This window comes from Ensifer sp. 22521 (assembly GCF_052044795.1).
Classification (GTDB): Bacteria; Pseudomonadota; Alphaproteobacteria; order Rhizobiales; family Rhizobiaceae; genus Ensifer.
Genome location: NZ_JBQENM010000016.1, coordinates 20,292 through 46,061, shown reverse-complemented (window position 1 = coordinate 46,061; position 25,770 = coordinate 20,292). Strand labels below are relative to the sequence as shown.

The 25,770-nt window shown below is 61.2% G+C and carries 30 protein-coding genes; 10 read left to right on the top strand and 20 right to left on the bottom strand.

Going from position 1 to position 25,770, the window contains the following annotated elements:
- Positions 1-246: 246 nt before the first annotated feature.
- Positions 247-960: an autoinducer binding domain-containing protein gene (locus tag ACTJKE_RS23100; RefSeq protein WP_427143246.1), complete on the top strand. Its 714-nt coding sequence runs from the start codon at positions 247-249 to the stop codon at positions 958-960.
- Here ACTJKE_RS23100 and ACTJKE_RS23095 read toward each other — a convergent pair.
- A complete protein-coding gene (locus ACTJKE_RS23095; protein WP_427143224.1) occupies positions 953-1,273 on the bottom strand; it encodes a transcriptional repressor TraM in 321 nt (106 codons plus the stop codon). The genes ACTJKE_RS23100 and ACTJKE_RS23095 overlap by 8 nt on opposite strands.
- Before the next feature lie 185 nt (positions 1,274-1,458).
- On the opposite strand from ACTJKE_RS23095, the gene ACTJKE_RS23090 reads away from it, so the two are divergent.
- Entirely contained in the window at positions 1,459-1,677 is a 219-nt protein-coding gene (locus ACTJKE_RS23090) for a helix-turn-helix domain-containing protein (RefSeq protein ID WP_025582042.1), read from the top strand.
- Between the two features lie 308 nt (positions 1,678-1,985).
- On the opposite strand, the gene ACTJKE_RS23085 is transcribed toward ACTJKE_RS23090, so the two are convergent.
- From ACTJKE_RS23085 to traA, 6 genes are all read right to left on the bottom strand, one after another.
- A complete protein-coding gene (locus tag ACTJKE_RS23085) occupies positions 1,986-2,897 on the bottom strand; it encodes a nucleotidyl transferase AbiEii/AbiGii toxin family protein (protein WP_427143223.1) in 912 nt (303 codons plus the stop codon).
- Positions 2,887-3,303 (bottom strand): DUF6088 family protein, encoded by a 417-nt coding sequence (locus ACTJKE_RS23080; protein ID WP_427143222.1) that lies wholly within the window; start codon positions 3,301-3,303, stop codon positions 2,887-2,889. Before ACTJKE_RS23080 ends, ACTJKE_RS23085 begins: the two co-directional genes overlap by 11 nt.
- Before the next feature lie 248 nt (positions 3,304-3,551).
- On the bottom strand, positions 3,552-4,163 hold the full coding sequence (locus tag ACTJKE_RS23075; protein WP_427143221.1) for a TraH family protein: 612 nt from the start codon (positions 4,161-4,163) through the stop codon (positions 3,552-3,554).
- A 17-nt stretch (positions 4,164-4,180) separates the two neighbouring features.
- A complete protein-coding gene (locus ACTJKE_RS23070) occupies positions 4,181-5,344 on the bottom strand; it encodes a conjugal transfer protein TraB (RefSeq protein ID WP_427143220.1) in 1,164 nt (387 codons plus the stop codon).
- Positions 5,334-5,873 (bottom strand): conjugative transfer signal peptidase TraF, encoded by a 540-nt coding sequence (gene traF / locus ACTJKE_RS23065; protein WP_427143245.1) that lies wholly within the window; start codon positions 5,871-5,873, stop codon positions 5,334-5,336. Before traF ends, ACTJKE_RS23070 begins: the two co-directional genes overlap by 11 nt.
- A 23-nt stretch (positions 5,874-5,896) precedes the next feature.
- Positions 5,897-9,196, bottom strand: a complete 3,300-nt coding sequence (gene traA, locus ACTJKE_RS23060; RefSeq protein WP_440692564.1) for a Ti-type conjugative transfer relaxase TraA — start codon at positions 9,194-9,196, stop codon at positions 5,897-5,899.
- A gap of 254 nt (positions 9,197-9,450) precedes the next feature.
- Here traA and traC point away from each other — a divergent pair, with 254 nt between their 5' ends.
- From traC to traG, 3 genes are read left to right on the top strand one after another with little or no spacing between them, the layout of a single operon-like run.
- The gene (gene traC, locus ACTJKE_RS23055; RefSeq protein WP_427143219.1) at positions 9,451-9,747 is read left to right on the top strand and encodes a conjugal transfer protein TraC; all 297 of its coding nucleotides are present in this window, start codon (positions 9,451-9,453) and stop codon (positions 9,745-9,747) included.
- A 4-nt stretch (positions 9,748-9,751) separates the two neighbouring features.
- Entirely contained in the window at positions 9,752-9,967 is a 216-nt protein-coding gene (gene traD, locus ACTJKE_RS23050) for a type IV conjugative transfer system coupling protein TraD (RefSeq protein WP_427143218.1), read from the top strand.
- Entirely contained in the window at positions 9,960-11,876 is a 1,917-nt protein-coding gene (gene traG, locus ACTJKE_RS23045; protein WP_427143217.1) for a Ti-type conjugative transfer system protein TraG, read from the top strand. The genes traD and traG overlap by 8 nt, the downstream gene beginning before the upstream one ends.
- Positions 11,877-11,976: 100 nt before the next feature.
- Here the strand turns inward: traG and ACTJKE_RS23040 are convergent, their stop codons facing one another.
- Genes ACTJKE_RS23040 through ACTJKE_RS23030 form a run of 3 tightly spaced genes read right to left on the bottom strand, consistent with a single transcriptional unit; the run spans position 11,977 to position 13,968 of the window.
- The gene (locus ACTJKE_RS23040) at positions 11,977-12,594 is read right to left on the bottom strand and encodes an exopolysaccharide biosynthesis protein (RefSeq protein ID WP_427143216.1); all 618 of its coding nucleotides are present in this window, start codon (positions 12,592-12,594) and stop codon (positions 11,977-11,979) included.
- Positions 12,591-12,899: a hypothetical protein gene (locus ACTJKE_RS23035; protein ID WP_427143215.1), complete on the bottom strand. Its 309-nt coding sequence runs from the start codon at positions 12,897-12,899 to the stop codon at positions 12,591-12,593. Before ACTJKE_RS23035 ends, ACTJKE_RS23040 begins: the two co-directional genes overlap by 4 nt.
- 58 nt (positions 12,900-12,957) lie before the next feature.
- Entirely contained in the window at positions 12,958-13,968 is a 1,011-nt protein-coding gene (locus tag ACTJKE_RS23030; RefSeq protein WP_427143243.1) for a TerC family protein, read from the bottom strand.
- A 319-nt stretch (positions 13,969-14,287) separates the two neighbouring features.
- Between ACTJKE_RS23030 and ACTJKE_RS23025 the strand changes: the two genes are divergently transcribed.
- The 3 genes from ACTJKE_RS23025 to ACTJKE_RS23015 all read left to right on the top strand — a co-directional run bounded on the left by ACTJKE_RS23025 (position 14,288) and on the right by ACTJKE_RS23015 (position 16,519).
- Positions 14,288-15,088, top strand: a complete 801-nt coding sequence (locus ACTJKE_RS23025) for a carbonic anhydrase (RefSeq protein WP_440692562.1) — start codon at positions 14,288-14,290, stop codon at positions 15,086-15,088.
- A gap of 391 nt (positions 15,089-15,479) precedes the next feature.
- On the top strand, positions 15,480-16,061 hold the full coding sequence (locus ACTJKE_RS23020; protein ID WP_427143213.1) for a thermonuclease family protein: 582 nt from the start codon (positions 15,480-15,482) through the stop codon (positions 16,059-16,061).
- Between the two features lie 200 nt (positions 16,062-16,261).
- Entirely contained in the window at positions 16,262-16,519 is a 258-nt protein-coding gene (locus ACTJKE_RS23015) for a WGR domain-containing protein (RefSeq protein WP_427143242.1), read from the top strand.
- Between the two features lie 33 nt (positions 16,520-16,552).
- Here ACTJKE_RS23015 and ACTJKE_RS23010 read toward each other — a convergent pair whose 3' ends face one another.
- The 4 genes from ACTJKE_RS23010 to ACTJKE_RS22995 all read right to left on the bottom strand — a co-directional run bounded on the left by ACTJKE_RS23010 (position 16,553) and on the right by ACTJKE_RS22995 (position 18,635).
- Positions 16,553-16,726: a hypothetical protein gene (locus tag ACTJKE_RS23010; RefSeq protein WP_427143212.1), complete on the bottom strand. Its 174-nt coding sequence runs from the start codon at positions 16,724-16,726 to the stop codon at positions 16,553-16,555.
- Positions 16,727-17,013: 287 nt separating this feature from the next.
- Positions 17,014-17,505 carry a hypothetical protein gene (locus ACTJKE_RS23005; RefSeq protein ID WP_427143211.1) on the bottom strand — a complete coding sequence of 164 codons (492 nt, stop codon included), beginning with the start codon at positions 17,503-17,505 and terminating at the stop codon, positions 17,014-17,016.
- 334 nt (positions 17,506-17,839) lie between these two features.
- Complete coding sequence (locus ACTJKE_RS23000) at positions 17,840-18,004, bottom strand: hypothetical protein (RefSeq protein ID WP_427143210.1); 165 nt, start codon at positions 18,002-18,004, stop codon at positions 17,840-17,842.
- 322 nt (positions 18,005-18,326) lie between these two features.
- A complete protein-coding gene (locus tag ACTJKE_RS22995) occupies positions 18,327-18,635 on the bottom strand; it encodes a DUF736 domain-containing protein (protein WP_011427435.1) in 309 nt (102 codons plus the stop codon).
- Positions 18,636-19,125: 490 nt separating this feature from the next.
- Here ACTJKE_RS22995 and ACTJKE_RS22990 point away from each other — a divergent pair, with 490 nt between their 5' ends.
- Positions 19,126-19,302, top strand: coding sequence for a hypothetical protein (locus tag ACTJKE_RS22990; protein ID WP_427143209.1), 177 nt, complete (start codon positions 19,126-19,128; stop codon positions 19,300-19,302).
- Positions 19,303-19,305: 3 nt separating this feature from the next.
- Here the strand turns inward: ACTJKE_RS22990 and ACTJKE_RS22985 are convergent, their stop codons facing one another.
- The 3 genes from ACTJKE_RS22985 to ACTJKE_RS22975 form a co-directional block, all read right to left on the bottom strand.
- Entirely contained in the window at positions 19,306-20,232 is a 927-nt protein-coding gene (locus ACTJKE_RS22985; protein WP_427143208.1) for an ArdC family protein, read from the bottom strand.
- Positions 20,233-20,525: 293 nt separating this feature from the next.
- Complete coding sequence (locus tag ACTJKE_RS22980) at positions 20,526-21,113, bottom strand: hypothetical protein (RefSeq protein ID WP_427143207.1); 588 nt, start codon at positions 21,111-21,113, stop codon at positions 20,526-20,528.
- A 478-nt stretch (positions 21,114-21,591) separates the two neighbouring features.
- Positions 21,592-22,041 (bottom strand): hypothetical protein, encoded by a 450-nt coding sequence (locus ACTJKE_RS22975; RefSeq protein WP_427143206.1) that lies wholly within the window; start codon positions 22,039-22,041, stop codon positions 21,592-21,594.
- 41 nt (positions 22,042-22,082) lie between these two features.
- Here ACTJKE_RS22975 and ACTJKE_RS22970 point away from each other — a divergent pair, with 41 nt between their 5' ends.
- Positions 22,083-22,376 (top strand): hypothetical protein, encoded by a 294-nt coding sequence (locus ACTJKE_RS22970; RefSeq protein WP_440637115.1) that lies wholly within the window; start codon positions 22,083-22,085, stop codon positions 22,374-22,376.
- A gap of 23 nt (positions 22,377-22,399) precedes the next feature.
- Here the strand turns inward: ACTJKE_RS22970 and ACTJKE_RS22965 are convergent, their stop codons facing one another.
- From ACTJKE_RS22965 to ACTJKE_RS22955, 3 genes are all read right to left on the bottom strand, one after another.
- On the bottom strand, positions 22,400-23,284 hold the full coding sequence (locus ACTJKE_RS22965; RefSeq protein WP_427143204.1) for a DUF7007 domain-containing protein: 885 nt from the start codon (positions 23,282-23,284) through the stop codon (positions 22,400-22,402).
- On the bottom strand, positions 23,281-23,757 hold the full coding sequence (locus tag ACTJKE_RS22960; protein ID WP_427143203.1) for a hypothetical protein: 477 nt from the start codon (positions 23,755-23,757) through the stop codon (positions 23,281-23,283). The genes ACTJKE_RS22965 and ACTJKE_RS22960 overlap by 4 nt, the downstream gene beginning before the upstream one ends.
- Positions 23,758-23,852: 95 nt before the next feature.
- On the bottom strand, positions 23,853-25,604 hold the full coding sequence (locus tag ACTJKE_RS22955; RefSeq protein WP_427143202.1) for a ParB N-terminal domain-containing protein: 1,752 nt from the start codon (positions 25,602-25,604) through the stop codon (positions 23,853-23,855).
- Positions 25,605-25,770 lie beyond the last annotated feature (166 nt).

Sequence of the window (25,770 nt, the reverse complement as noted above, 5' to 3'; positions counted from 1 at the left end):
CGCAATAACTTTTCTGAGTTTGTCATCTTTTTAGTTCAGGGAGACTTGCAACTTGGCTTTTCGCAGGTAGTGCTAGACGTACACGGCTAGAGGGACTGCTGCTTGTTGCTCCCGTAGCGTGGGTTGCGTCGAGACGCCTGTGGCTGACACTGCCATGGCTTGGCCGCCAGGCGGCAAGGCGGTTTGAGTGTCTCGACGTGCAAGATCATGGCCGACCTACAGGTCGATAAGACAGGAGAAACGCTGTTGGATGGAGAATTTCGCTCACTCGTGGACATGTTGGAAGCGGCGCAGGACGAGCTCACGATCAAAGGTGCCATGAAGCGCTTCGCGCGGTCCTGCGGGTACGAGCGGTTTGCCTATCTTCAAAAGGAAGGCGCTCAGATCAAGACCTTCAACACCTATCCAAAGCCATGGGAACGCATTTATCTCTCGGCCGACTACTCCAATATCGATCCAGTGGTGACGCAGGCGAAACGGAAAGGCGACATATTTTTTTGGACGGCGGACGATTGGAGGGCGCGCGGCTCGTCTGAGCTCAGAAGGTTCCGCCATGGGTCCATCGAGCATGGGATCCGTTGCGGCATGACTATTCCAGTTGAAGGCAGCTACGGCACATCGATGATGCTGACCTTCGCATCCTCCGAAAGGAAAGTGGACCTACCGGTCGCCTTCGACCCGAAGAGAGCAGTGCAATTGGTGATGATGATCCATTACCGGCTAATGATGATCGGCGGCAAAACCGCACTCAATCCGAAGCAGGCGTTGTCGCCTCGTGAAATGGACTGCTTGATCTGGGCTGCCAAGGGGAAGAGTACACTCACAACCGCCAATCTGGTCGGCATCGCTTTCCGAACCGTGCAGCATCATCTCGATAAGGCCCGTGGGAAACTCGGCGCCGAGTCGGTGCCACAACTGGTAGCGATCGCCAAGGATCGTGGTTTGCTGCCTCCTAGCTAGCCTCATCGTCGACCGGTACTTCCGGCACGAAACCGAGTACGTCTAGCATATCCGAAAGCTCGTCCTGCTGAGCTGCCGCCCTTTTTTGGCGCGCGAAATGCTCTTCCTGAAGGGTCTCCACGACCGAATTGGCGATTGAAGGATCCTCGCTTGCGCGTGTCCATTCGTCGTACACGGCCTGGTCGGCGGCGAGGAGACGGCGATGTTCGCGAATGGCGGACACAGTGAGCGTCTCCAATTCCGCCTTATCCATCAGATCGTACCGAGGTTTCCTCTGATCTCCTTCGGTTTGCGAGGAGCCCGCATCTTCCATTTCTTGTCCTTCCCAGAACGATAGATTGGCACGACCGTTTGATATTCGCGTTCGCGTCTCTTGTCTCCTATGTCAGACGATCCTCTGAAGAGTAAACATCTGATCATCCGGCAATATCACAGGCTTGGACGAATCGGAACTATAGTTCCTAGAACAATAGTTCCGATTCTGGTTCCGCTGGCGTCATGGATCTCAACGAGGTCATGGCGAGTAATTTGCGTCGAATACGTCATGGCAAGAAACTGACGCAGGAGGAACTGGCGCATCGCACGGGCCTGAGCACACGCCATATCGGTGCCATCGAGCGTGCCGAGATGTCGGCAACCCTCACGGTCCTTGGCCAGATTTCTGAAGCGCTGGATGTTGATCCAAGGGAGTTCCTGGCGAAAACAAGCCCGACCTGACGGTGTCGACGCGTATCAGATTCCGGATCGGTAACCCGTCGTGAAATTCAGGGCCGTCGTCATTTCGGAGCTATTGCACCACCTAACATCGAGATCAGACGTCCGGGATGCGGCGATGCTTGCCTCGCGGTGAGCTTTGACGCTTCGACCGTCACGACGGTCCGCTCAGCAGATGCGCCATTGCGTAAGCAATCAGGAACGGTCGCGCCCAATCTCAATGACTTCCGCGTCATCAAGATCAGGTGCGTATTTCTCGATAACGGCCTTAACCAAGGCCGGGGCGACATCTTCACCCGCCTGAAGGAATTCTAGGCATCCCGGACCCGATCAGCGAAGCGTTGCACCGCTTCGAAGGCTGCTGCAAATTCAGGTTTTTGGCCGTAAACCATGTCACCGAGCAATTTTGCGTAGCCCTGAGCGAACTTCTCATCCTTGCCCATCACTTCAAACGTGCGAAGGGTTTCGCCCCTCGGGTCCGCCTTGTAGGCAGGATAGTCGTCAGCACGCCCTTCCGCTTCAGCCACCATCGTTTGGAGAGCGATCGCGGCAGCCTCATCCGCATCATAGTGTCCGTCCATGCGTGACAAATCATAGACATGGCGAACAAGGGTGGGGTCCAAGTCTCCGAGCCCCGTTAAAGCAAAACCGGCTCGGCGCCCGAGCGCAACGAACTTGTCCGCCGCTGTTTCTACCAGTCTCACGCACGCGACGTCTGTTGCCTCGGCATCAGCGCCTTTCGCTTCCGTCACAAAGGATGAGACCGAACGCGGTTCGGGGGATGTACAAATGGGAAAAGCGGAGATCTCAATCTTGATCTCCGGGCGCAAGACGCCCTCTCCTTTTGCTATGGGTTCATAGGGCAGATCGTAGCGGACATATCGGTCGTTTTGCTTAACGGCGTAGTGGCCTTCTACCGCAAAACCGGCCGCCTGAAGCCGATCATTCACCTCGCCGCGCAGACGCTTGAGCGCGCTGCGTGAGTTGGCCTTTTCGCCAATAATACGCAGATCGATGTCCTCGGACATCCGTTCGAGCAGGCGATAGGCGCGCCCCAGTGCTGTTCCGCCGCCGAACGCCAGAGACAGCCCATCGACCTGCGCATCGTGTATCGCAGCCAAGGCGCGAACGACAAACCAGTCCTTCTCGACCAGAGCTGGTGAAGGAAGGCCAAAATATTCCTGTACTTCCAGAAGAGTTTTCTGGTCTGGCTTATCGTTCAACGCGAAGCTCCGTGCGGCCATCGGAAAGCCGTCGGTTGAACCGCGCCTTGACTTTGACTGTCGGGTTTACCGGGATCTGAGTGGAACGGCCTTCATTATAGGCTTTGGTGCTTTCGGTTTGCTCCCAAGGCACACCAAGCTTGTTAAGCGCCTGCAGTGCCGCGCTGTGAAAGCCGTTGGAACTAGAGACCATCAGCCGGCCTGAAATGCGCGATCGTACCGCGCGGGCGTAGACACCGTAACCCAGCCGCATCAGAGCCCCATCGTGAACCAGGGACCTGAGAGCGCGCAAAACCTGATCCTCGCCACTGAGGTCAGCGAAATCTCGCGGAAGAAAGACGTCGGTCTTCTTTGTTCTGGCGACTCGGTTCTGGATTTTCTGTTTCAATGTCTTCGGCTGGTGCATGGCACTCATCTTTCTACAAACACCCGACACGCAATATATGCAAAAACCCGACACGAGACAAGAGGTCGGCGAAGACCTGGAACGCTCTTTCAGTCAGTTTAATTTGCCATCCTGAGAGGCCTCGCGGTAGTGTCCAAAACCGTTGGCCGCGAACGATTTACGTGTGGACTGCAGGTAGGCCAAAGCGTTGTCGAATTGGCGGCCTCACCCATATTTACTTCCGAGGGTATGGCCTTGGCTCAAATTGGTCATTTTCCACCGATCCGCGACAGATCGATCCGCATTCCCGCTGTGCCAACTTCCCTCTCATCTTGACGTTCGGCATCGGCTGGCGGGGACGCGTCTTCAGGCGCTGCATCAGTCTCGCTGTCGATCGGCTCGCGCTGATTGACGACTGGGCCACCTGGATCTTCTGCCTGGAACACGCTCACGCCCTCGAACTCGCCAGTCTTCCAGGCATAGACGGCATCCTCGAAGATCTGGGGGAAGACATCTGCGCTCTTCGGATTGCCGTACCACTTGGCCACAATTCGCAAGACTTTTGCGAACATCGCCGTTCCCTTGCGGAGGCTTTCGCAAGGATCGACGAGATCGGGCTTCAAATCAGCCGCGTCCTTCACACCGACGCCAGCCGGAAACTGCGTCAGGCCGACACGCACCACCGCCTGGCCGACATACTGCCGGATGATCGCCATTGCCTCGTCCGGCGACGTCGCCTTCGGAACAAGGATCAATCGACCACCCGATTTGACAGTGACAGCAAGTGGATCATTCGCGCCCGCAGCGGTCACGAACTGCTCAACGATCGCGGGCTTCAGTGAAGGGTCGGCGCATTGTTGAATCAGGGCGGCATCGAGCATGTTGGGCTCCTGGGAAATCAGATGTTGAAGGAGAAAACGACGGGCCTGTCGAACAGGCGCGCCCAGGCTTGCGTGCTGGTGCGCTGGATTGCCACGATGGATGTGCCCTTGGTCCACCAGCCGTTGCCGACAGCAACGACGACGTCCGGATCGTGGAGCATGGACTGCAGGACGGGCCAGACGATCAGCTGCTCGTAGCAGATCAGCGGTGCGACCCGATCGCCGGCAACGGTCACGACCGGATTCGCGAAGAAGTGCGCCCGCGCGCCGCCGCTCTCACCGAGCAAGGGACGCCAAGGTTGCCACATCGAGCCCGGCACCGGCATGCGCTCGCGATAAAGTAGCCGAGCGCCGTCGCCGGAGATGGCGATCAGAACATTGTCGTATCCCTCCGCATCGACAACTGCCGCGCCGGCGATAACGGAAATGTCAGTCCCCCGCATAACTCGCACCCAGAGCCGTTCGACGGTCGGCGTCCAGAAGCCCAGAGAGCTTTCGGGAAGAACAATCATGCCAGCGCCGCCCGATGCCCGATCTGTCACAGTGGCAATCAGATCACGGTGGCGCTGCATGCTGGCGTCGCGCCCCAGTGATCCGCCCATTTCAAGGTCGACGCCTTGCCAGCGTTGGGGTAGCGTCGGCTCGTCCCAGGTTGCGGCGGACCAGATCCAAAAGCCTGCCAGGACAATCGCGACAGCTGGCCACATGCGGGATACGAGGCCCATAAGGCCGGCTGTCGCGGCAGCCAGGCCCCACCATTCCCATCCTGGAAACAGCACGCCCGCGGCAGTGATCGGATGCGCCCAGCCGGTAATGCCCAATGGCGGAATGGCCATGAGAACCGCTGCCAGGAGATAGCGACGCGGACGAGCACCCTCCCTCTTGGTCCAAAGGACGGTGTGCACGATGACGAAGCCGGTGGACGCACATAGCCAAAGCAATAATCCAGGCCAGAGGTCCGAGGAATAGAAAGTCGCAACGCCCTGCGGCAGACCCCGTGATGCAGCGAGAAAGTAGCCGGCTGAGACACACGCAGCCGTCCGTCTCGTTCGCGCAAGCGCCCAGAGGGTCGGAAACGTGAATGCGAGCGGAAGGAGAAGGACTTGACCGCTCCAAGCAACCGTTCCGGCAATTATTGAATCGGTAATCAACAGGATCGGCCGAATGTGCTCACGGTGCATAGGTGAGCACCGGTTGCGCCAGGCCGAGGATGCCCGAGACGGGAAGGGGTCCGAAGTAGCGGGAGTCATAGGAGCTCCTGAACGGTGAATGGAGGAAGACGCTTTGTGCCGGCAAGACGCCGCCGGAATGAGGCATCATCGGCCGACCCTTGCCGTCGCGCTGAGCCAGGTCGGAGAATGCTATCGGGCGCCCGTCGATCGTTACGCTCGCACCGATTGCGACGTGTTGCCCGGGAAGCGCGATGACCGTCTTGATGAGCGGCGCGACCCCGCCCGGGCAGGTTCCGAAGCGAAGATAGCCCCGCCGTCTCGCCTCTCGCATGACGAGCGTTTGCGGCGGGCAAATGAAGACGAGGTCGCCTGCGGACACCACTCGATCAAGCGCGGCGATGCGCCAGAGCCCGAGGGGTTCGCTCGGTGTCAGGTTGATGCGGTAGCCGCCGATGATGGCCGCAGCAACACCGCCCCCGAGGATGGTTGTCGCCACCAGCAAGAGCAGGATGGCATTCGATCTTTGCGCAGGTCCCATCCGACGTACAGACAGTTGCGCCGTCATTTAAGAGAGAGCCCCTGGCTCTTCGTCTGACGCAGGGTTTCGGCCTGTTTCAACGCCTCCGTCGTGCGCTCATGCGCGGCCAGCTGCTGCACCGTCCGCATCGAATTCCATGCCGATTGCACTTCGGCCTTTTGTCCGGCCGTCATCCCTGACGTAACCGCATTGAAGGTCTGTCCGTTGGAGTCCTTGGCGGCCAGAGACAGGAAGGTCCGCTCGCCGAAACGCTCCGATACAGCCTTGGCGAAACCTTCGAGCTCGGCCTTCACCATCTTGTCGGCAAGCGCATATTCGAGACCGGCCGGCAGGTCGTTCCGGTCGATCGCATCGCGCACTCGTTCGAGGGTGTGCTTTGCGTTTGCCGAGAGCGCCGGAATGTCGATCGAGATCTTGAGGCGGATCGCCCGCTCCTCGACCTCGAACTTGCGCTCGGCTTCGGCACGCTGACGCAGATAGCGCTCGAGATTGCGGGCCAGTGCCGGCGCGTTGGTCTCAGCCTTCTCTCGCTCCTGCTTCTCGGCGCGGCTGGCGAGGATCCCGGTCTTGCCTTTCAGCGCGCCGAAGTGTTCAGGGTTCGATGCGATGTTTGTAACGGTGGATTTCGCAACGCCCTCGTCCCTCAACATCGCGTCGACGTTGATAGCCTTGAACGCGCTTTCCGGCTGCGCATAGACGAGGTGGAAACGGGTCGAAACCTCCTCCCACTGTTTCTTCAAGCCGGGATCGGCCGCGACCTTGTCCTCGACCGCCTGGTCGACTGATTTTGCGAAGGTGGTGATGCCGGAAACCATGGGTTTTGCCTTCCTGACAGTGTCCTGGAGTGGAGATTTCACAGAGCCGATGATCAGCCCGAGCTTGCCGGCAACCGCGGCCAAGCGCGCACCAAGATCGATGAGCTTTTGCTTTTGCCCGATCGTCCATTCCAGCCGATCGCGAAGGAGCGTGCGGGCCACGTTGACGAGATTGAGGCCCCGAGCCTCGGCGAAGCGTAGGGCTTGCCGGTAAAAGCTGCCTTTCTCGTAATCGAGCGTTGTTTCCTTGGCGTTCCTGCGCGACAGGATCGGGATCAGGCCGCCGGCCTTGGCGAAGGATCGGCGGCCGTAATAGACGGCCAGGTCCTCGCGATGACGCGTCATGGCGACATAGGTGAGATGTCGATCGAGCGACAATGACGCCAGCACCTTGACCCGATCAACTGTCGCACCCTGGCTCTTGTGGACCGTCGTGGCATAGCCATAATCGAGGTTGTTGTAGAAGCGCTGTTCGACCAGCACATGGCGGGCATTCTCCCCATCGCCGATCCGCGCGGTGATCCGTCCTGGTCCCACCTCGACGACCTTGGCCAGCATGCCGTTCTTAACGCCCAGTGATCCCTCGTTCTTCAGGAACACGATCTGGTCGCTGACGGCGAAGTTACGTTCGCCGTCGGTGGTCTTGAACGTGGACCCCTGATCGAGAATCCCGCGTTCGATGAGTTTGATGCGCGCCATCTGGTTGAGCATGCGCACGTCCCGGCGCAGATGAGCGAGGATCAGCGAAGTCTTCGCTGGATCGTAATCGCGGTCCCAGGCGGCGATGAGGTTGTCGACCGCGTAGGCCTTCAGGTCCGACCCGATTATCCTGCCATTGGCGCGGTAGGCTTCGACCGCCTTGCCGACCTTGCCACGGGCAAGATCAAGCGAGGCATCCCGCATCCATTGCTGGCGCTGGCGGTAGATGGTTTCGAGTTCGGCATAGCCGATACGATCGGCGATGGCGCGGAAGGCGGCTCCTGCCTCGATCGGTTGAAGCTGCTCGGGATCGCCGACGAGAATGATCTTGGCGCCGGTTTTCGTCACCGCTTCGACGAACAGCGACATCTGCCGCGATGACACCATGCCGGCCTCGTCGAGAACGAACACCGTCTTACCATCGAGCTGATCACGGCCTTGGTTCCAGCGAAGCTCCCACGACGCAAGTGTCCGAGAGATGATCCCGGCTTCCTTCTCCAGTCCCTCGGCCGCCTTGCCGGCAAGTGCGCCGCCGACAACGCTATAGCCGGCAGCTTCCCAGGCTTCGCGCGCGGCCTTCATCATCGTCGTCNCGCGGCCGATCACGGCCGCAATCCGCTCGGGTCCTGCCACATGCTCGATCGCGGTTTTCTGCTCTTCCGACAGGCGGTCATGACGGGCAAAAGTCGCGGCGAGCACTGCGTCGCGAACGCCATGCGACGAACGCTGAGAGAGCCAGATCGCGCGATTGGACATCTCCGCTTCGAGCCGGATCATTTCGCGTGTCGTGTATTTGGCGGGCAGCCTGGAGCCGGTGGCGAGGTCGATCCGCTCGCGTTCAAGACGCAAGGTCTCCGGGTGCAGGATGATCCGGACCATGAGGCTTTGGAACAGGTCCGGGTCGTCGATGTAGCGGTGGAGGATCTTGGCGACGTCACGCTCGTCGAAGACGCTCTTCTCGCGCATGATCATGTCGATGACGAGTTTCGGACTCCGGTCGATCCGTTTCGCGTTCTCGGCTCTCCGCGCGTCCTGCAGGTCGATGCGCTCAAGCTCGATCGGCTTCGAGGCCCCGTCCGATTTCCGTTCGATCGCTTTGGTCCCGACGCCAAGGTGGATAGTCGGTTCGAGATCGATCCCCTGCTTTTCGAAGGACCGTCCATCGACGCGAAGGTCAAGACCGGCCAGCATCAGATGCCGGTTCTGACAAGCAAACCATCCGTCGCGAAACGCGTTGAAATCGTCGATGCTGCCGGCCCAGAGCTCATAGACGATTTTGCCGGAATCGTTGCGGATCGGATTGCCGTCCGGTCCTGTCACCGCGACCTTCTTGGCGCCGAAACCGTCCTCGGTCAGCGGCCGCAAGGTGGTCATGAGATGGACATGCGGATTGCCCGGCGCATCATGATAGACCCAGTCGGCAACTATGCCCTTCGAGGTAATGTGCTGGTCGACGAAATCCCGCACGAGCGCGATATTCTGCTCGGCCGTCAGTTCGAGCGGCAGAGCAATGGTGACGTCCTTGGCAAGCTGCGCATCGGAGCGCTTCTCGAAATCTTCGACCTTGTTCCAGAAGGCTTCGGAGGCGCCGGCGACTGAACGATCCGCGATCATCGTCCGCAGCCATTCGGGAGCGTCGGTGGGAATAACGAACTCTTCGTGGAGCAATCCCTGCTTGCGGGTGTAGTCGATCGTGCGGGCCTCGCGCTCGTAGTCCATCTTGGCGCAGTGCCGATAGGCCGCCGACAGGACGGCGCTGCGGCCGGAGCCACGGGCGACAACGCTGACGGAGAAGTGAGGGACGGCCACGGCGAGTTCTTTCCCGGTTGCGAACGAAATCAACAGGTTCGTCAGAAGCGGAAGGCCTCGGCCCAAGGCCAAAGCAGAGCGTCGCATCAGCGACGTATAATTGCGCCCTTCGGATCCGCTCCTTCGGAACGGCCGGGATCATTCACGAAAGCATCGCCGCTGGCGATTGCATGATCCACCTAGTGCGTTCCGCACGCCGATCGGAAAGACTGAGCTCCGTATCACGCGAATTCTCATCAAGGAGACATCAGGAAATGAAGAAGCCGTCCTCAAGAATCCGCGACGAAATCGCCAAACTCCAGGAGCAGCTCAAGGCCGCCGAGACCCGTGAGGCCGAGCGTATCGGCCGGATCGCCCTTAAGGCCGGTCTTGGCGAGATCGAGGTCGACGAGGCAGTGTTGCAGGCGGCCTTCGAGGATTTGGCCAAACGGTTTCGTGGAGGAAAGGCCGCCACGACCGGAGGGAAAAGGGGAGGTAACGCCGGCGAAAGCAGCGCATCGTCCACGCAGGACGCGTTTGGCGCGGCTGCGGGCGGGTCTGCTGAGGCTTGAGCGGATGGCGCGCACGACCACATCCGACGCCCGCAGACAAGATACGCGGGAAAAGATCGAGCTCGGCGGTTTGATCGTCAAAGCCGGTCTTCGCTACGAGAAGCGAGCGCTTCTGCTCGGCGCGCTGATCGAGCTGAGCCAACGGCTCAAATCCGACAACACCGAACGCTCGCGCCTAATGGCGATCGGCGCGGAGGCCTTTGGCAACAGCGATGAATAGGATCATTCTTTTCATCGCGCCTGTCGCGCTGATGTTCCTGGTCACGATCGGATTGACCGGGGTCGAACACTGGCTGTCCGGCTTTGGCAAGACGGAGGCTGCTCGGCAGACGCTCGGTCGCGCGGGCATTGCCCTGCCGTATGTCGCCGCGGCCTCAATCGGCATTGTCTTCCTCTTTGCGAGCGCCGGCGCGATCAGGATCAAGACAGCAGGATGGGGCGTCGTTGCCGGCGGTGTAGCGACAATCATTGTCGCCATCGCTCGCGAGGCGATCAGGCTGTCGGCATTCGGGAGCCATGTTCCGGTCGGCAAGTCGATCCTCTCCTATGTCGATCCCGCGATGCTGATCGGCGCGGCGGCGGTAGCGATGTCCGCCTGCTTCGCCCTACGTGTCGCGCTCGCCGGCAACGCGGCCTTCGCCAGTGCTGAACCCAAACGCATACGCGGCAAACGGGCGCTGCACGGCGAGGCCGACTGGATGAACATGCAGGAGGCGGCGAACCTGTTTTCGGACGCCGGCGGCATAGTCATCGGCGAACGATATCGCGTCGACAAAGACAGCGTAGGAACGCGCGCGTTTCGCGCTGACGATCCCGACACATGGGGTATCGGTGGCCAGTCGCCGCTGCTGTGCTTCGACGGCTCGTTCGGTTCGTCGCACGGCATCGTGTTTGCGGGTTCGGGCGGCTTTAAAACAACGTCGGTGACGATCCCGACGGCGTTGAAATGGGGCGGCTCGCTAATCGTCCTGGACCCGTCGAACGAAGTTGCCCCTATGGTGTCAGTGCACCGAGGCAGCGCGAACCGGGATCTGTTCGTCCTTGACCCGAAGAAGCCGGAGACTGGCTTCAATGCGCTTGATTGGATCGGACAATTCGGCGGCACCAAGGAAGAGGATATCGCCTCCGTCGCCTCATGGATCATGAGCGATAGCGGCGGCACGCGCGGTGTTCGCGACGACTTCTTCCGTGCTTCCGCCTTGCAGTTGCTGACGGCGATGATCGCTGACGTTTGCCTGTCCGGCCATACGGAGAAACAGAACCAGACGCTTCGCCAGGTTCGCGCCAATCTCTCCGAGCCCGAGCCGCAGTTGCGCCAACGTCTGCAGGAAATCTACGACAATTCGGACTCGGATTTCGTCAAGGAGAACGTCGCGGCCTTCGTGAACATGACGCCCGAAACCTTCTCCGGCGTCTACGCCAATGCGATCAAGGAAACCCATTGGCTGTCCTATCCGAACTATGCCGCGCTGGTTTCCGGAAAGACGTTTTCGACGGGGGATCTTGCCGAGGGAAACACCGACGTCTTCATCAACATCGATCTGAAGACTCTGGAGACACATGCGGGCCTCGCGCGCGTCATTATCGGCTCGTTCCTCAACGCAATCTACAACCGAAATGGGGTGATGCCCGGCCGAGCACTGTTTCTTCTCGATGAGGTCGCGCGGCTTGGCTATATGCGGATCCTGGAAACTGCGCGCGACGCCGGCCGGAAGTATGGCATCACGCTGACCATGATCTATCAGTCGATCGGCCAGATGCGCGAAACCTATGGGGGGCGGGACGCCTCAAGCAAATGGTTCGAGAGCGCGAGCTGGATCAGTTTCGCGGCGATCAACGACCCGGAAACGGCGGACTACATTTCCCGCCGCTGCGGCATGACGACAGTCGAGATCGACCAGGTCAGCCGTAGTTCGCAAATGAAAGGATCGTCGCGGACGCGATCGAAGCAGTTGGCCGCACGACCGTTGATCCAGCCACACGAGGTGCTTCGCATGCGCGCCGATGAGCAGATCGTCTTCACAGCGGGGAACGCGCCGCTCAGATGCGGGCGAGCGATCTGGTTTCGGCGTGACGACATGAAGGCCTGTGTCGGAACGAACAGGTTTCATAAGCTCGAACAACAGTGAACTTTCTCCGAGTACCTTCCCAGTGCTGTGATCGTGTTGCAGCAAAACTTGTGACTTTCGTTTTTTTGGCGTCTTCAGTTCAGGGTTTCAGGTCTCCCCTTCAAGGAAGTACGGCAAGGACGCCATATGCCAAAGCCGCCGTTGCCGCCAAAGCTGCGACAGACAAGATCAGCCCGATCAGCGTGACGAGCCCATCGCGTTCCAAGAGGGCAACGGCAATGACGATCAAGGCGAAGGCCGGCAGGAAATTTCCAAAGGGTATGGGCAGGGCGATGGCGATTGCCAGCAGGAAAATGGGGAAGCCCAACAACATCTGGACTGGTTTGCTGGTCAGAACAGCAAGCCGGTCGCGGCGCATGATTTTCTCCGCCCAAGCGATCAAAGGACCCGCGTAGCGAAGGGTGACATCGATCGTGCTTGATGACAGTCGGCGTCTTTTAAGGCTTATCGGTAGCCAGATGGTCTCGCATCCGGAAGCAATCTGAAGCGCCACCAGCGCAAGCGCCGTTCCAAAGATCATCCCGAACGGTCCTGGAATGGGCGACAGCGCCGGCAGCGTCAGAAGCAGGATGATGAGGGCAGTGCCGGCTTGCCCCATGAGGGACAAAGCCTTTCCGATTTCAATGCTGCCTTCAGCTTGGCCAATAGCGGCCAATTCGCGGAGGCGGGTGGATGCAATCCCTTCGCTCTGCGGCCGCTGTTCGCTCCGTCCCGTCATACTGCGCTATCTTCCGCCTTCTGTTTCAGAGTCGTCACCAATGCTGCGCAACCCGGCGCGCTCCTGTCCAAGAGATCGAATGGATCACTCCAGCCAAGCGAAACGCTGACGGCATTGGAAACCGCCCAACCCATGTCCCTCGTTGCGCGATCGAGAAGGCGGGGCGCCTCTGCCGCCAGGCAATCTTGCGAGGCGCGCACGATCTCGGTGGGCGCCTTGGCCGCCGCCACACGCTCCGCTATTTCGGCTTGCAGCGGTTCGATGAAAAACATTGAAAAAATCGCAGCGACAATTTCTGAGAACATGGATGTGCTCCTTCAGGTTCGTTGAGTTGTGAGGTGGCCGAGCGGTGTGCCGGGCAGATCAGCGGGAAGGCTGTGGCTTGGCGCGGGTTTTGAGCAGGCTCCAGACGACACCGCTCGCGATGATCGCAAAGGTGACGCCGAGGGAGAGAGCGGCCGGGAATTTTTCCAGACCCAGCATGTCAGCGACGAAGATCTTCGAGCCGATGAACACGAGGACGATCGCAAGGGCCGGCTTCAGATATTTGAAGCGGTGGATCATTGCTGCCAACGCGAAGTAGAGGGCGCGCAAACCGAGGATCGCAAAGATATTCGACGTGTAGACGATGAACGGGTCGGTCGTGATCGCAAAGATCGCGGGAACCGAGTCCACGGCGAAGATGACGTCGGCGACTTCAATCAGGACCAGGGCCATGAACAGGGGCGTGATGAACCAGACCATTTTGCCGGTTTGCGGATGCGCCTGCTTCACGAAAAATCGTTCTCCGTGATGGCTGTCGCTGACGTTGAAGCGACTGCGCATGAAGCGAACGAGCGGGTTTTTCGACACGTCCGGTTCGGCATCCTTCATGACAAGCATCTTGATGCCGGTCGCGATCAGGAACGCGGCAAAGACGTAAAGCAGCCAGGAGAACTCGGCGACCAGCGTCGCGCCGACGCCGATCATGATGGCGCGCAAGAGAATGACACCCAGAATGCCCCAAAAGAGCACGCGGTGCTGATACAGGCGCGGCACGGCGAAGAAGGAGAAGATGAGGGCAATGACGAAGACGTTGTCGAGGGCCAAGGTCTTTTCGACGACGAAGCCCGTCATGTAGGCAAGGCCGGATTCCGCTCCAAGATACCACCATACCCAGCCGCCGAAGGCGAGGCCGAGCGAGATGTAGAGCACGGAAAGCTTGATGCTTTCGCCGACACCAATTTCCTTATTTTCCTTATGGAGCACGCCGAGATCGAACGACAGAATTGCGATCACGAGGCCGAGAAAGCCAGCCCACATCCAGAGCGGCTTGCCCAGCCACTCCACGAAGAACAACGATGTTTCCAAGAAACAGAACCTCTGTCGGCGCATGATGTCGGAAGGGTCCGACATCATGAAAGCGCCGACGGCTCTCACCAGAGGGGCCCGGACCAGCGGGTTGATCGACAATTGGGAACGCCGCCCTGCCCCTTCAAGAGCCTTGCATCCAAAATTTTCCGCTTTTTAAAATGCCGCCCGACGTCGGTTTTTTGGAAGCTCCGTTTCGGCTGACGGCTATTGAAACGCTATTCCCACTCCCTACATCGTGGTTGCGGACCGGGCCCCTCTGATCAAGGCTTGCCTTTTTGATGTCGGACCGCATCGAGCGTGCTCGGTGCAGTCTTGGGGTTAAACTTCCGTCTCTCCGAACATGCTCGTTGATTTTTCAACCCTGACGGCGACTGCGCCGTCTAACGGAGAGTATCTATCGATGTGTAATGTATCCCGCCGCCTGTTTATGACAGCGACTGCCGCTTCCGCCGTCGCTGTGCTGCCTGCCGCCGCGCACGCTCAAACGACGAGCGGCAAAACAACGCCCCTTGAACCCGCGCCCGTCAAGGACGGCAAGTCAGCCTTGACGCCTGATGGAGCACTCGACCTCCTCAAGCGTGGCAACGAAGCCTTCCTGCGTGACGAGATCGTCCTGCCCGATAGAAGCGAGGCGCGCCGTCTTGAGCTGGCCAAGGGTCAGGCGCCGTTCTGCGCCTACGTCTCTTGCTCAGACAGCCGGGTCCCGCCGGAACTGCTGTTCGGGCGTGGCCTCGGTGAATTGTTCATCATTCGCAACGCGGGCAATACCGTTGATACGGTGGCGATGGGTTCGATCGAATATGCCGTGGCAGAACTCGGCGTACCGCTGATCGTCGTCATGGGGCATGAAAGCTGCGGCGCGGTAAAGGCCGCCATGTTAGTGGTCGAAACGAATGCGCGCTTCCCCGGCCAGATCGACAATATGATCGAGCCTATCATTCCAGCGGTCCTGGAGGCACGTGGCCAGCAGGGTGATGCACTCGAAAACGCCGTCAAACAGGATGTTCGCCGCGTCGTGCGCAATCTGCGCGAGGAGAGCGATCCCCTCCTGCTCAAACCGCTGGCGGAAGGCCGCATCAAGATCGTCGGCGCGTACTACCATCTCGACACCGGCGCCGTCGAATTCTTCGATCAGGCATAAATGCAAATGAGCCGCGTGACGACCCACGCGGCTCCCTGTTTGTGCCTCATCTGGGAAGGCGTGTGTAGGAGAGAATAGGTTCACAAGTCGAGAAGCACAACTGAACGCCCTGGTCGAGCCGGCGCGCAGCGCAGCAAGCAAGGGCGATCGGGGACAATGAAGAGCATCGGAGAAATCAGCATAGCGGCCGCACGAAAGGGCGGGATTTCGGGAATTCTCGTCGTGCGAGGAGCGGGTGAAAGCGCAGCCGCAGGAGCCTCAGCATAGCGGCCCGCCAGGGGAGGCGGGATCGACTGCGCCTCGCATCTCGCACTCCCACTGAAATCCCCGCCCGTAAACGCAGATGAAACCGACGGCGAGATAGTTTGAGGCGAACAGGAGAGGACCGAGGGTGGCGAAATCGAACGTGGTTCCGTTCAGAAAGCCGGGCAAGCCCGGCAGCAAGAACGATCGACATCGCTGGCAGGGAAGGTCACCCCGATCGGGACCGAGTCGCCCGCGCAAACCACTGGCTGCAATCCTCTGCGTCGTGCTCATTGCTGCGGGCGGCTGGCTTGCCTTCAATGGCGGCGGCAACCTGTCCGGACTCCTGGCTGCGGCCAGGACAACGACATCAGATTCCCTGTCGGCCGCGTTTTCGTTCTGTGGCGCCGATCGCCGGGTGGATTGCATCGTCGACGGCGATACCTTCTGGTTTGACGGCGAGAAAATCCGCATCGCGGATATCGACACGCCGGAGCTCAGCCCACCGCGGTGCGAGGCAGAAAGGATCAAAGGCGAGGCAGCGAAAGCACGCCTGCTGGCGCTGCTCAATGACGGCAAGTTCTCGCTGTCGGCCGGCCTGCGTGACGGGGATAAGTACGGCCGCAAGCTTCGCACGGTGATGCGAGCAGGGCGTTCGCTCGGAGCCAGTCTCGTCGACGAGGGCCTCGCCAGGCGCTGGGACGGTGCCAGACACGGATGGTGCGGCTGAGAACAGCGAGAGGATCGTCACCGAATGGCCGAAACCGCCCGGCGGGTTCGGGGAGCGTGAGCGAGTAGAGCCGTGCGCGAAGGCGACTCGCCCAAGCCTGTTACGGCTTTTCCGGTATCATCACCGATGTGAATCGATCCATGGCGATTGATTCATAAGTGTCGTTGGACGGGCTTTCCGCGATCAGCGATTCTTCGCCCATGATCTCGCAGCCTTATCATCTCTATGTCGAACGCTCGGACGCCTCGAAGAACATGGCCCGCTACTACGCCATGTCAATCGAACCCAACCTCTTCGGAGACGTCTGCCTGCTGCGCAAGTGGGGCCGCATTGGCACCAAGGGACAGATGATGGTCCACCATTTCGGTCGGGAAGAAGAAGCAGTCCGACTGTTTCTCGACCTGCTCCGACAAAAGCGAAAACGCGGCTATCGTCCGCGCGCTTCGATGTCGAAATGAGAGAAGCCCGCCGAAGCGGGCTTCGAAAGCGCCTCAGCGGCGCCGGTTCCAGTCAGTCTCGAACGATACTTCAATCTCGACGAGGAACGGGATCTTGATCGCGAGCTTGAGGCCGAGCTTTCCCTTGCGGAAGAAGTGGCTGAGCACCTTGCCGAGGGTGCGGAGCCGGCGGCCGGTGGCGGCGAGGAATTGGGCGAGCTGTTGCATGGTATTTCTCCTTTCGAATTGCGGTCATCGCGGGGATAGCCGGCAGACCGGAAAGGAGGGACGCACCCCGAGGGGCCGCAACGAAGTGGAGGACGTGGCGTCGACTGAATTTTGTTTCGCGAGGAGCCGCGCCGCGGCGGGGAAAATTCTGGCGGCGGCAGGTTGCGTCGTGACGGACGGGCTGCAACATCCCCGATGAGAGATGACAGCCGAGTCGAAAGGAAGAGTCTCAACTGAGACGCTGCCCTCGCGCTCCTCGGATTATCGAGACCGCACCGAAGGACCGATCAGGATCCCCCGCACCTGATGTAGCTGGCACGGGACGCATTCACCGCGATCCCGGTTTCCGACGTGATACCCTCGATGATCGGCGCAAGTGAGCCGAGTTCGTCGTCGGTGAGTGCGATCAGCTCCGGATAGTCGATGTCGACGCCGGTATAGTCCGCCGTCAAAGCGATCGCCCAATCGCCGCCGTTGATGCGGTATTCGTACGTGTCGAAATCGATTTCGAGATCGTCCAGCAAGCTGATGCGAAAGCGCCCGAATATTTCGGTCTCCCCATCCAACTGATACTCGGCGAACTCGTCCTCTCCGGCGAGAACGCTCCGCTCCAACGACATGATGATCCGCACGCGGCCAATTGCTGCCTCCAGCCCTTCAACCAGGCGGTCATTAAGGTCTCGCGAGAACTCGCTGTCGCAGCCGAACCGGTTTGCGAGGACGACGAGCCGGAAACCGGCAAGCTTGGTGTAGAGCATGAGGTTCTGATCGGTTGTCATAATGTGATCTCCTTCGTTGATGACGGAGATCGGCCACTCTGTAGCAAAGAGGGGTCAAGGATCGTGGTACGCGACTAGCAAGCGGGGGAGCCGATTTTTCTGAAGAGAAGTGCAACGGGAGCGGCGGAAAAATTGGGGGAGACCGCGCCGTCCTTGACGCCGGATTTGCTGGAGTAAATTAGGACGGAAGAAAGAGAACAGACCCGCGGACCCGCAGGGGCCGCGACCGTATCCGGCGGGAGCCGGAGGGGAGCGTTGAGGGGTGAAATCCCTGACAGCCGGGAGGCCGGTCGATCCGGCGGACCGGCTCAGATAAGAGGACAAATGAGCCGCCTCAGAATGGCGGCTCGACGTCGACGGCACCCTCCTGTTCCGCAAGCATGACGGCGAGATCAGCCTCGGCGAGTTGCAGCTCCGTCTCGATCTGGCGCCGCTCGGCCACGTCCCATGCGTTCTTCAATTCCAGCCGCAGCTCCTCGATGTGCTGTTCGATCGTCATCGTCTCATCTCCTTGAGTTCGTGAAAGACGACGATGCGGGGCGGGACGGGATGGCGGGGTCAGGGATCGCGTACGCGACCGCCAGCGGCGGCGGGTGGGGGAGCCGATTTTGTTGGAGCGGCGGGAACCGCAGCGGAGGCAAAATTGGGGGTTGACCACTCGTCCTTGAGGCCGCCATGCCGGCACGGCACACTGAAGCGATCTGAACAGACATTTCCGGTCCCGTATGGCACCAGGAAAACCGGAAGCGGGCTCGACGCCCGCTTCCGGTTTCTCAATTCGGCCGATTGGCCCCGCCTCGCGGGCGGGGCCGTTCCGGATCTCAGTCCCGGTTGGGGCGGGACCAGATCAGCTGGTAGCCGTCCTCGCCTTCGACTTCGGTGAGGGTTGCGTAGATCGGAGCGGGGAAGCTCGGGTCGTCCAGCTTGACCGAGAGGTAATCGCGGTCCTGCTCGGAGCGCTTCTGCCAGGCCGCACCGAGCTCGACGTTGCCGGCGTAGATGCGGTAGTGCGGGCCCTTGTCGGAGGGGTTTTCGATGCGGGCGATGCGGGCCTTGACGTTGAGGGCGAGCGTGCGGATCGAGCCGTTGAAGCCGGTTTCGGTGGAGGTGAAGGTGCCGATGGTTGCCATTGTGGTGTTCCTTTCGTTGGTTTCGGGCCGCGCCCTTCGCGGCCTCGATGGCTGTCGCAAGGATCGGGGACGATCGGACCGCACCCGCAGGGCCGGAATGGAATGGAGGGCGGCCGGGAGAAACTTTGTTGCCGCGCGAGGAATGGCGGCGACCTGGGGTCCCCACTCGATTTGTCGAGTGGGGTGGGTTCCGGCAGGGGAAGAAAGTTTTGGATGGCCGTTGCGGTAAGACGATCGAGGCGAAGCCGCTCTCCGATCAGACATGCCTCATCGAGCCCGCGGAGGACGTGGCCTATGCCGATGGATCCGAGGAACGCGGCGATGGCAACGTGCCACCGCCCCACCCAAGCGGACCATTGCTGTGGTGAGACCGTTGCTCTCTCCCAATGTCCGGGCCGTTAGTTCGGCGACGACGGACCGGCCGGCCTGGGAGTTGCCTCCAATAAACAACCCGGTATCGTGTGCGCGCGATTCGTCGCCTGGAGGATATATGCATCAGCAGACAAAGCCGTTTACCATCGAAATCAAGCAATCGCGAAAGCTCAAATCGACTGACCGCAAAACCTCGATCTGGGGCAAGCTGGACCTGACACCAGAACAGGGAACGCCAACGGATAGAGAGCCGAGAGAGATGTCGGCCGTTGGCGGCGACAACGACCGACTCTGATTTCTAGGCCGCGACTTTCTCCTCGGCAGCATCCGGCTGCAGACCGTGCAGGAAGTTGACTGCCCGCTGCGCATGAGCGGCCGCCTGAAAAATCGCTCGCCTGTCTTCGGAAAGCACGGTCAACCACGAGGCGAGGTAAGACGCGTGATCGGGCCGTGGCTCGAGCTCCGGTACAATGCCGAGGTCGGCGCTTAGGAAGCAGCTGCCGAGCTCGGCGATCAGCTCCTCTCGGGCGCGCTCCGTTTTGTCCTTAGCATAACGGCTGAGATCGCGGCCGACACGATCGGGATGCGCAGTCCAATGGCAACTTTCATGGCTGACCGTGGCAACGTATGATTCCGCGTCCCGAAAGCTCTCGAATGGCGGCATCTGGATGTGATCCGTAACCGGTGAATAATATGCCTGTGTGCCGCCGTGGCGGATAACGGCACCCGTGTTGCGAAAGAAGCGATCTGCATTTTCGATCCGTTGGACAGGATCGGCAACAGGCGCCGGTCGATGGTGATAATGGTCGGGCAGACCATCGATTTGTTCGACATTGAAGACCGTGTACGCTTTCAAGAACGGGATTTCCCGGTCGACCTCACCGCCGCTGCCATCGGCTTCGGTCTTGGTAAAGCGGCTGGCGAAAACGACGGTCGACCCGGTCTCGCCTTTGCGGACGGCCGCGCCGAGCTCAAGCGCCTGCTTGAACGTCATCCACATCGGCGACGAGAAGCCGCGCGCCATGCCTTCCGACCACAGCAGCAGTACATTCATGCCCGAGTAGGGCTGCCCGTTGTGCCGGAGCGGACGGGTGATCCGCTCTCTCATGTTGCGGTCGTGCCATGGCTTCATCCACGGCTTGACGCCATGGGCCAGGTCCTCGACAATCCGGTCGGTGATCCGGCCATAGATGTCCACACGTTGCGCGTCTGGTACCCTGCTCATTTTTCCATACCTCCATTTTCCGGGCCGCGCCGATCGCGGCCCCGTTACGGCGGTCCAAGGGCCGGGGCCGAGGGGAGGGCGCACGCGAACGCGCCGGAACGTATGTGGAGGAGGGCGAAGCCCTTGCGGCTCAATCCCCCGACCCCGGCAGGACCGAAGCCGGACGGGTCCGTGATGGCGGGCAAGCTGATCATCTTCTTTCTTTGCCTTCGACATGCGAAAGGCTGGCCCGGGCGGACCAGCTGTCGATCGGAAAGAGAAGAGGAGGCGGGGCCAAAGCCCCGCCGTTGCGGTCAGTCGAAGGCCGCCAACTGTGCGGATGCCGCCTTGCGGTCGAGCGATGCGCCGGGATTTTCAACCGGGCGATCGAAGGGCTTCCAGACCTCTCCAACGATCTGCTCGTAGGCGGCAACGGCACCTTCCGCGGCCATCCGAAGGGAATGGGCCTGGACGCCCATGTCGGCTGCGAATTCGCGCTTGCGCTGGGCGGCGCTGTCGTAGCCAACCGGACCATCGAGATCCTCGTCGCGTGCGTCATTAGCTGCCTTGGCGGTGGCGTCGCGTGCCTCGCTGACGGCACGGGAATAGAATTGTCCGGCGCCATGGGCGGATCCGACATAGGCGCCGACGATGCGCTGGAGGTGGATCTGCATCGCCCGTTCGCCAAGGCCTTCCGAGAGGCTCTCGGCAGTTTCGATGATCAGGCGTTCGTGCAGGTCGCGGATCCCGTCGCCGTCGATCACGGCCGTGCCGAAGCTTTCGGCGATCGCCATCGCCTGGGCGGCGTCAGGGCAGGTGAGCCGGACCATTTCGAGTGTGGCGCCCTTTCGAAGCGGCACGACGCGGGCGGAGTGGCGGGATTGGGTTGCGGGCTTTGCCATGGGCTGTTCCTTTCATGCTGTCCTCCGAAGCGGTTCCGGCCCTTGCCGGTCTGCCCTTCGGTGCGGTCAAAAGGAGCCGGCAGAAGACGGGCGTTTCAGGGTCCGGACCCGCCAGGACGAGCAGAGCCGGGCTGCGCGCAAGCAGGTCAAATTGACCTCGCGCGGCGCGCGGCCCTGCTTTGAAGAAGACGGCGTGGTCCGGCCGCCCCGCGGCGCGATAGCGGCCTTGAAACTGACGGCCGCCGGTTCAGACCGCAACAAAACCGAAGGGAGGCCGGCAAGGAACTGGTCCGGCGATGGACGTCGTTGAACAGGAAGCCCTCAGCGAGCCGCAGCCCTCGGATCCCACCTGAAGCAGGCAGCCGCTCGAGGAGTGCCACCCCGCGGACCCGGCTCACAACTGCCAGAGAGGCGGTCGCGGCATTGAGTATTGCAGGGGCTGGGCTGGACGCCGGAGCCCTGCACACTGACCGGCGAATCATGTTTCCGGCACGTCCGGCTGGGGCTCTGAACCCGCCTTTTCGCCGGGGCGCGGCTTCGGCAGACGATAGGAGTGAAGCCAGGACGGACCGTGCGAATTGCGCAGGCGGCGCAACGTGCCCCCGTCGTCATATGGAGCGCCACCCATCCAGACATGGTTGAGAACGCTCTTCCATCGCCGGCCGTGCTTGGCGGCATAAGCCTGAAGCGCCTCCTCCTCCCCTTCGGTCAAGGGCGGAAGCCTCTCCCTCTTGTGTCGCGTCGCAGTGCCATTGCTTGCCGCGACCGGCGTTGCCTCCTTCTCGGCAATCAGCCTGTTGAGCTCCGCCACACCGGCCCTCAGGCATTCAGCCCCTTCGAGATGATGGAAGCGGATCCAGAACGCTGTCCGATCTTCAGGCGAGGAGCCGATACCGGCCCTTCGCTCGAGTTCGCCAATCGTGCTCATGGGCGGTCACCTCCTCTTGGGACACTCCCACCCCGTACCCGATGCAAGGGCAGCCGACGGCGCGCCCGCATGGCCGCGATGGCGGCGTCCTGCCGGACAAGTTTGCGCGTGAGCGCATCGACCTCCGGTTGACGCTCGGCGGTCAGCGCCGCCAGGTTCGACCGGTAGCGTTCGAGGAAAGCAGCTGGCTCTGGCGGCTTGCCTCGACGGTAGCCCGCGTGACGCCGGCCAAGCAGCGGAAGGAGCGCGGTCATTCGGCGCGTGATCTGGCGATCGATCAGTTCCAGTTGATGCTGCGTCTGCCGCCGCGCCGCTTCCATGCGGGTGAGCTGTGAGGCGTGTTTTGCGAAACCGAACATTACGCGGCCCTCCCACGCCAGCTGGCGAAGCTGGATGGGCCATCATAGGCAGCATGCTTCGTCTCATCGATGACGAAACCAAACCGGCCGACAGCGTAATCGTCGCTCGGCACCAGGAAACGGCCTTCTTCCGCCCGTTCGTCGCGCTTACCGCCAATGGTGGCAATTACCTCGGTCATGCCGGGATGATGGTCGGAACGAAGTGCCGAGATAACGATCCAGTCCCCGGCATGCACCTGCACGAATGCCTGGCCGTCTTTCTCGTGAGATTCGCCAGGCAGGAGCGAGCGACCATGGATCGCTTCCCAAGCGTCCGGCCAGGTGTCCCGGACCGTCTTGTCAGCGCACTTCCGCTCATAGCGCGTGAACAAATCCGGAAAGGTCAGCGCCACGATCGCCCACGCGGCGTCTTCCTCGTACCAGCCATCATCCGCCCGCAGCGTCGGGTGGACCGAGGCGTTGTGGGGGGCGGACAACTTGAAGCCGCCATGTCCGGCCGTGGTGTGGGAGACAATCCCGTCGGCATAGATAGTGGCCCCTTGGGAAGAGCCCCAGGGCGTGCTGCAATTCATTCGGACGGACTGGCGAGCAAGCGCCCGAAACTCACGGCAATGTTCCGCCTGCTCAACCATGCGGTCTCGGAAGGCGGTTTCATCCTCGACTGAGCCGTGGTGCGAATGGAAGTCGTCGCGCTTTAGGTCGGAGAGAGGCCGCGTCATGCGCCAGGCGCTGGCGAGGAAATAGTGGCCGTCACGCGCCGGCACCATCGCGAAGACGAGATCGCCGATGCGCGCAACAGGCAAGCCATCGGCACTTCGACCAAACTCCACCCCTGAAGGTTCAGGGGTGGAGAGTTCGGAGGATTGGGAGACGAGCGTATTCATGCCGCGGCCCTCCCTTCGACATGATCGGCGGCAACCTCGTCGGCGGTCACCTCCTCGAGCACGGCATTGGGATAGCCATGCCGGCTCAGCCATGCCTCGGCTGCCTGCCGATTGTCCGCCAGATGGACGAGTTCCGCGTTTGCACCAGCGCGGTCGAACACACGGACGGATCCCAGCGCGGGCCGCTCGATCACCTTGAAGGCGAGATCGCTGTCGAGCGAGAAGGTCCGGTGAATGCGGATGGCAATCACGCCGCCCGCGCCAAAGCCGCCTTCATGAAGGGTAAAATCCGGCGACAGGCTGACATTGCCGATGCCGCGCTTGCCCTGCTTGCGGATCAAGCGACCCTTGCTGTTACGGTTCTCCCAGGCTGCCAGCTTTTTCTTGTGGCGTTCCGGCGGGCGCGGCGTGCCGTCCGACCAGGCGACGATGGAGCCAATTGGGGCGAGATCATAGATCAAGGACGCAGACATGCGCTTTCTCCTTCAGGTTTTGCGGATTGTGAAAACGAAAGCGCCGCCGGTGATGGCCGGCGGCGGGATCGGTGAAGCTGGATGTGGAAATGCGGCTATTCCGCCGCGATGCCATAGGCGGTTTCGTCCGCGTCTGTGTTCTCGGACCCGTCTGCCGGCTCTTCGAACTGCTCGGCATCCGGATCAGCAACGTTGGACGAGGAGATACCGTCATCGGTGTCTGAGCCACCCGCGGGATCACCATCGCGATCATCGTCGAGATGGTCGGCATGCTTGACCAATTCGGCAACGTCCTTCGCATCGGGCGAAAAGAGAGCCGCCGGATGCACGAACTGGACGTCCTTGAAATGATCGACAAGGGCCGCACGGGTTTCGCGCACCCGCGGACGGGGATACACATTCGCCTCCTTTGCCGCCGCCTCGAGCGCCTGCCGCGACAGGCACACGAGAAAATCCTCTGTGCCCATGTTCGGCAGGAAGCCATCGGCGCCGATCGCCTCGCCGGCGATGCGCGAGACCACGCCGCTGTTCGAAATGTTGCGCCGGCACGACAGGACCTCGACCAGGATGGACCGGGCAGCGACGCGAACCGTCTCCATGTCGAACGAGAGCCTGCCGTCTTCGGAGAAGAGCCGGGCAGCGTGGCGCTGCATGCGCTTGGCCCCGAACACAGTATCGTTGGCGCCGGAATCGACACGAACGTTTTGGCCGGAGAAGGCGAGCACGAGCAAGGCCATCAGCATGTCGTCCTCGATCGGCGCGCGGCCGAGTGCTTCGTGAAGCGCATCGGTGCGGAAATCGCCGATCATGTCCTGGCCCTTCTGCGTGACGTCAGGACGCGTCTTCAAGACCGAGATTTCCTCATCATCGGCCCCTGTCGAACCGTCGGCAGACGAGCCGGTCTGCCCATTCGGCTTCCGGGCTTCCGGCATCCGGTAGTGCACCGACTGAACCTTGCCCTCGCGATCGAGATACATGGCGGTGCTGTCGCCCTTGCCGGGTTTGCCATAGACGCGTTCGGCCTTCTTGGGCAGGTCGGGCTGGCCATAGTTGTTGACCTCGACAATCGCGCCCTTCTTCGGCAGATTGATCGTCATCCACTCCTGCTGCGCGCCGAGGAAAGCCTCGACATTGGTGGTGTAGCGGCTGTCCTCGTCGGCCGGGGCGAAGAGGTCTTCCACCCACTCAATGCCGTAGGCTTCTCGCAGGTCGTCACCGAAGCTGGCATCCCTGGCGTACATCCGCTTCTTCGAAAGCGCGTTGGCAACCGACCACCACGACGCCGTATCGCCCTTCTTCGGCTTGTGCGCCTTCCACACTTCCTTCTGCTCATCGAGCGCGGCAGCGGCGATGGTGCGCAACTGCGGTTCCGACGGCATATCGCCCTTCGCCATATGATCCAGCATGGCCGGCAGGACGTTGGCGAGGAGCCGGAGCTTGCGGATCTGACGCACCGGCAGGGTCAGGGCGACCGCAATGGCCTCCTCGGTCCAGTCGAGCGCGACGAGACGCTCGATCCCCCGCCATTGGTCGACCGGGTTGAGCGGCTCGCGGGCGATATTCTCGACCATCGAACGCATGGCGCCGTTGTCGTTGGCGGCCTCGACCACCAGGACCTCGATCTCGTCGATGCCCGCGGCAACCGCCTGACGCCGGCGGCGATGCCCCGCCTCGATGATGAAACCATTGCCGCCGTCGCGCTCCGGGAAGACGACGGGCGGCTGGATGATGCCGACGGCCCTGATCGTCGCCAGCAGCAGGGCGTCCGCCTGCGGCGTCGACTTCGACTGGCGCGTGTTGTCGGGATTGTCCTTCAGCGCACGCGGATCGACCTTCATGAGATACATGGGATGCTCCTTTTTCCGGGATTTGGGACGCGGCTCCTGCCGGTCCTTCCAGTCTTCATTCTTTCCTGAAGACACCTTCCGGACCGCGGAGCGGGCGGCCGGGTGCAACTGCGGTCGAGCATCCCGGCTGCGAAGGACAAGCGGGGTGCGAAGCGCCTTGCGAAGG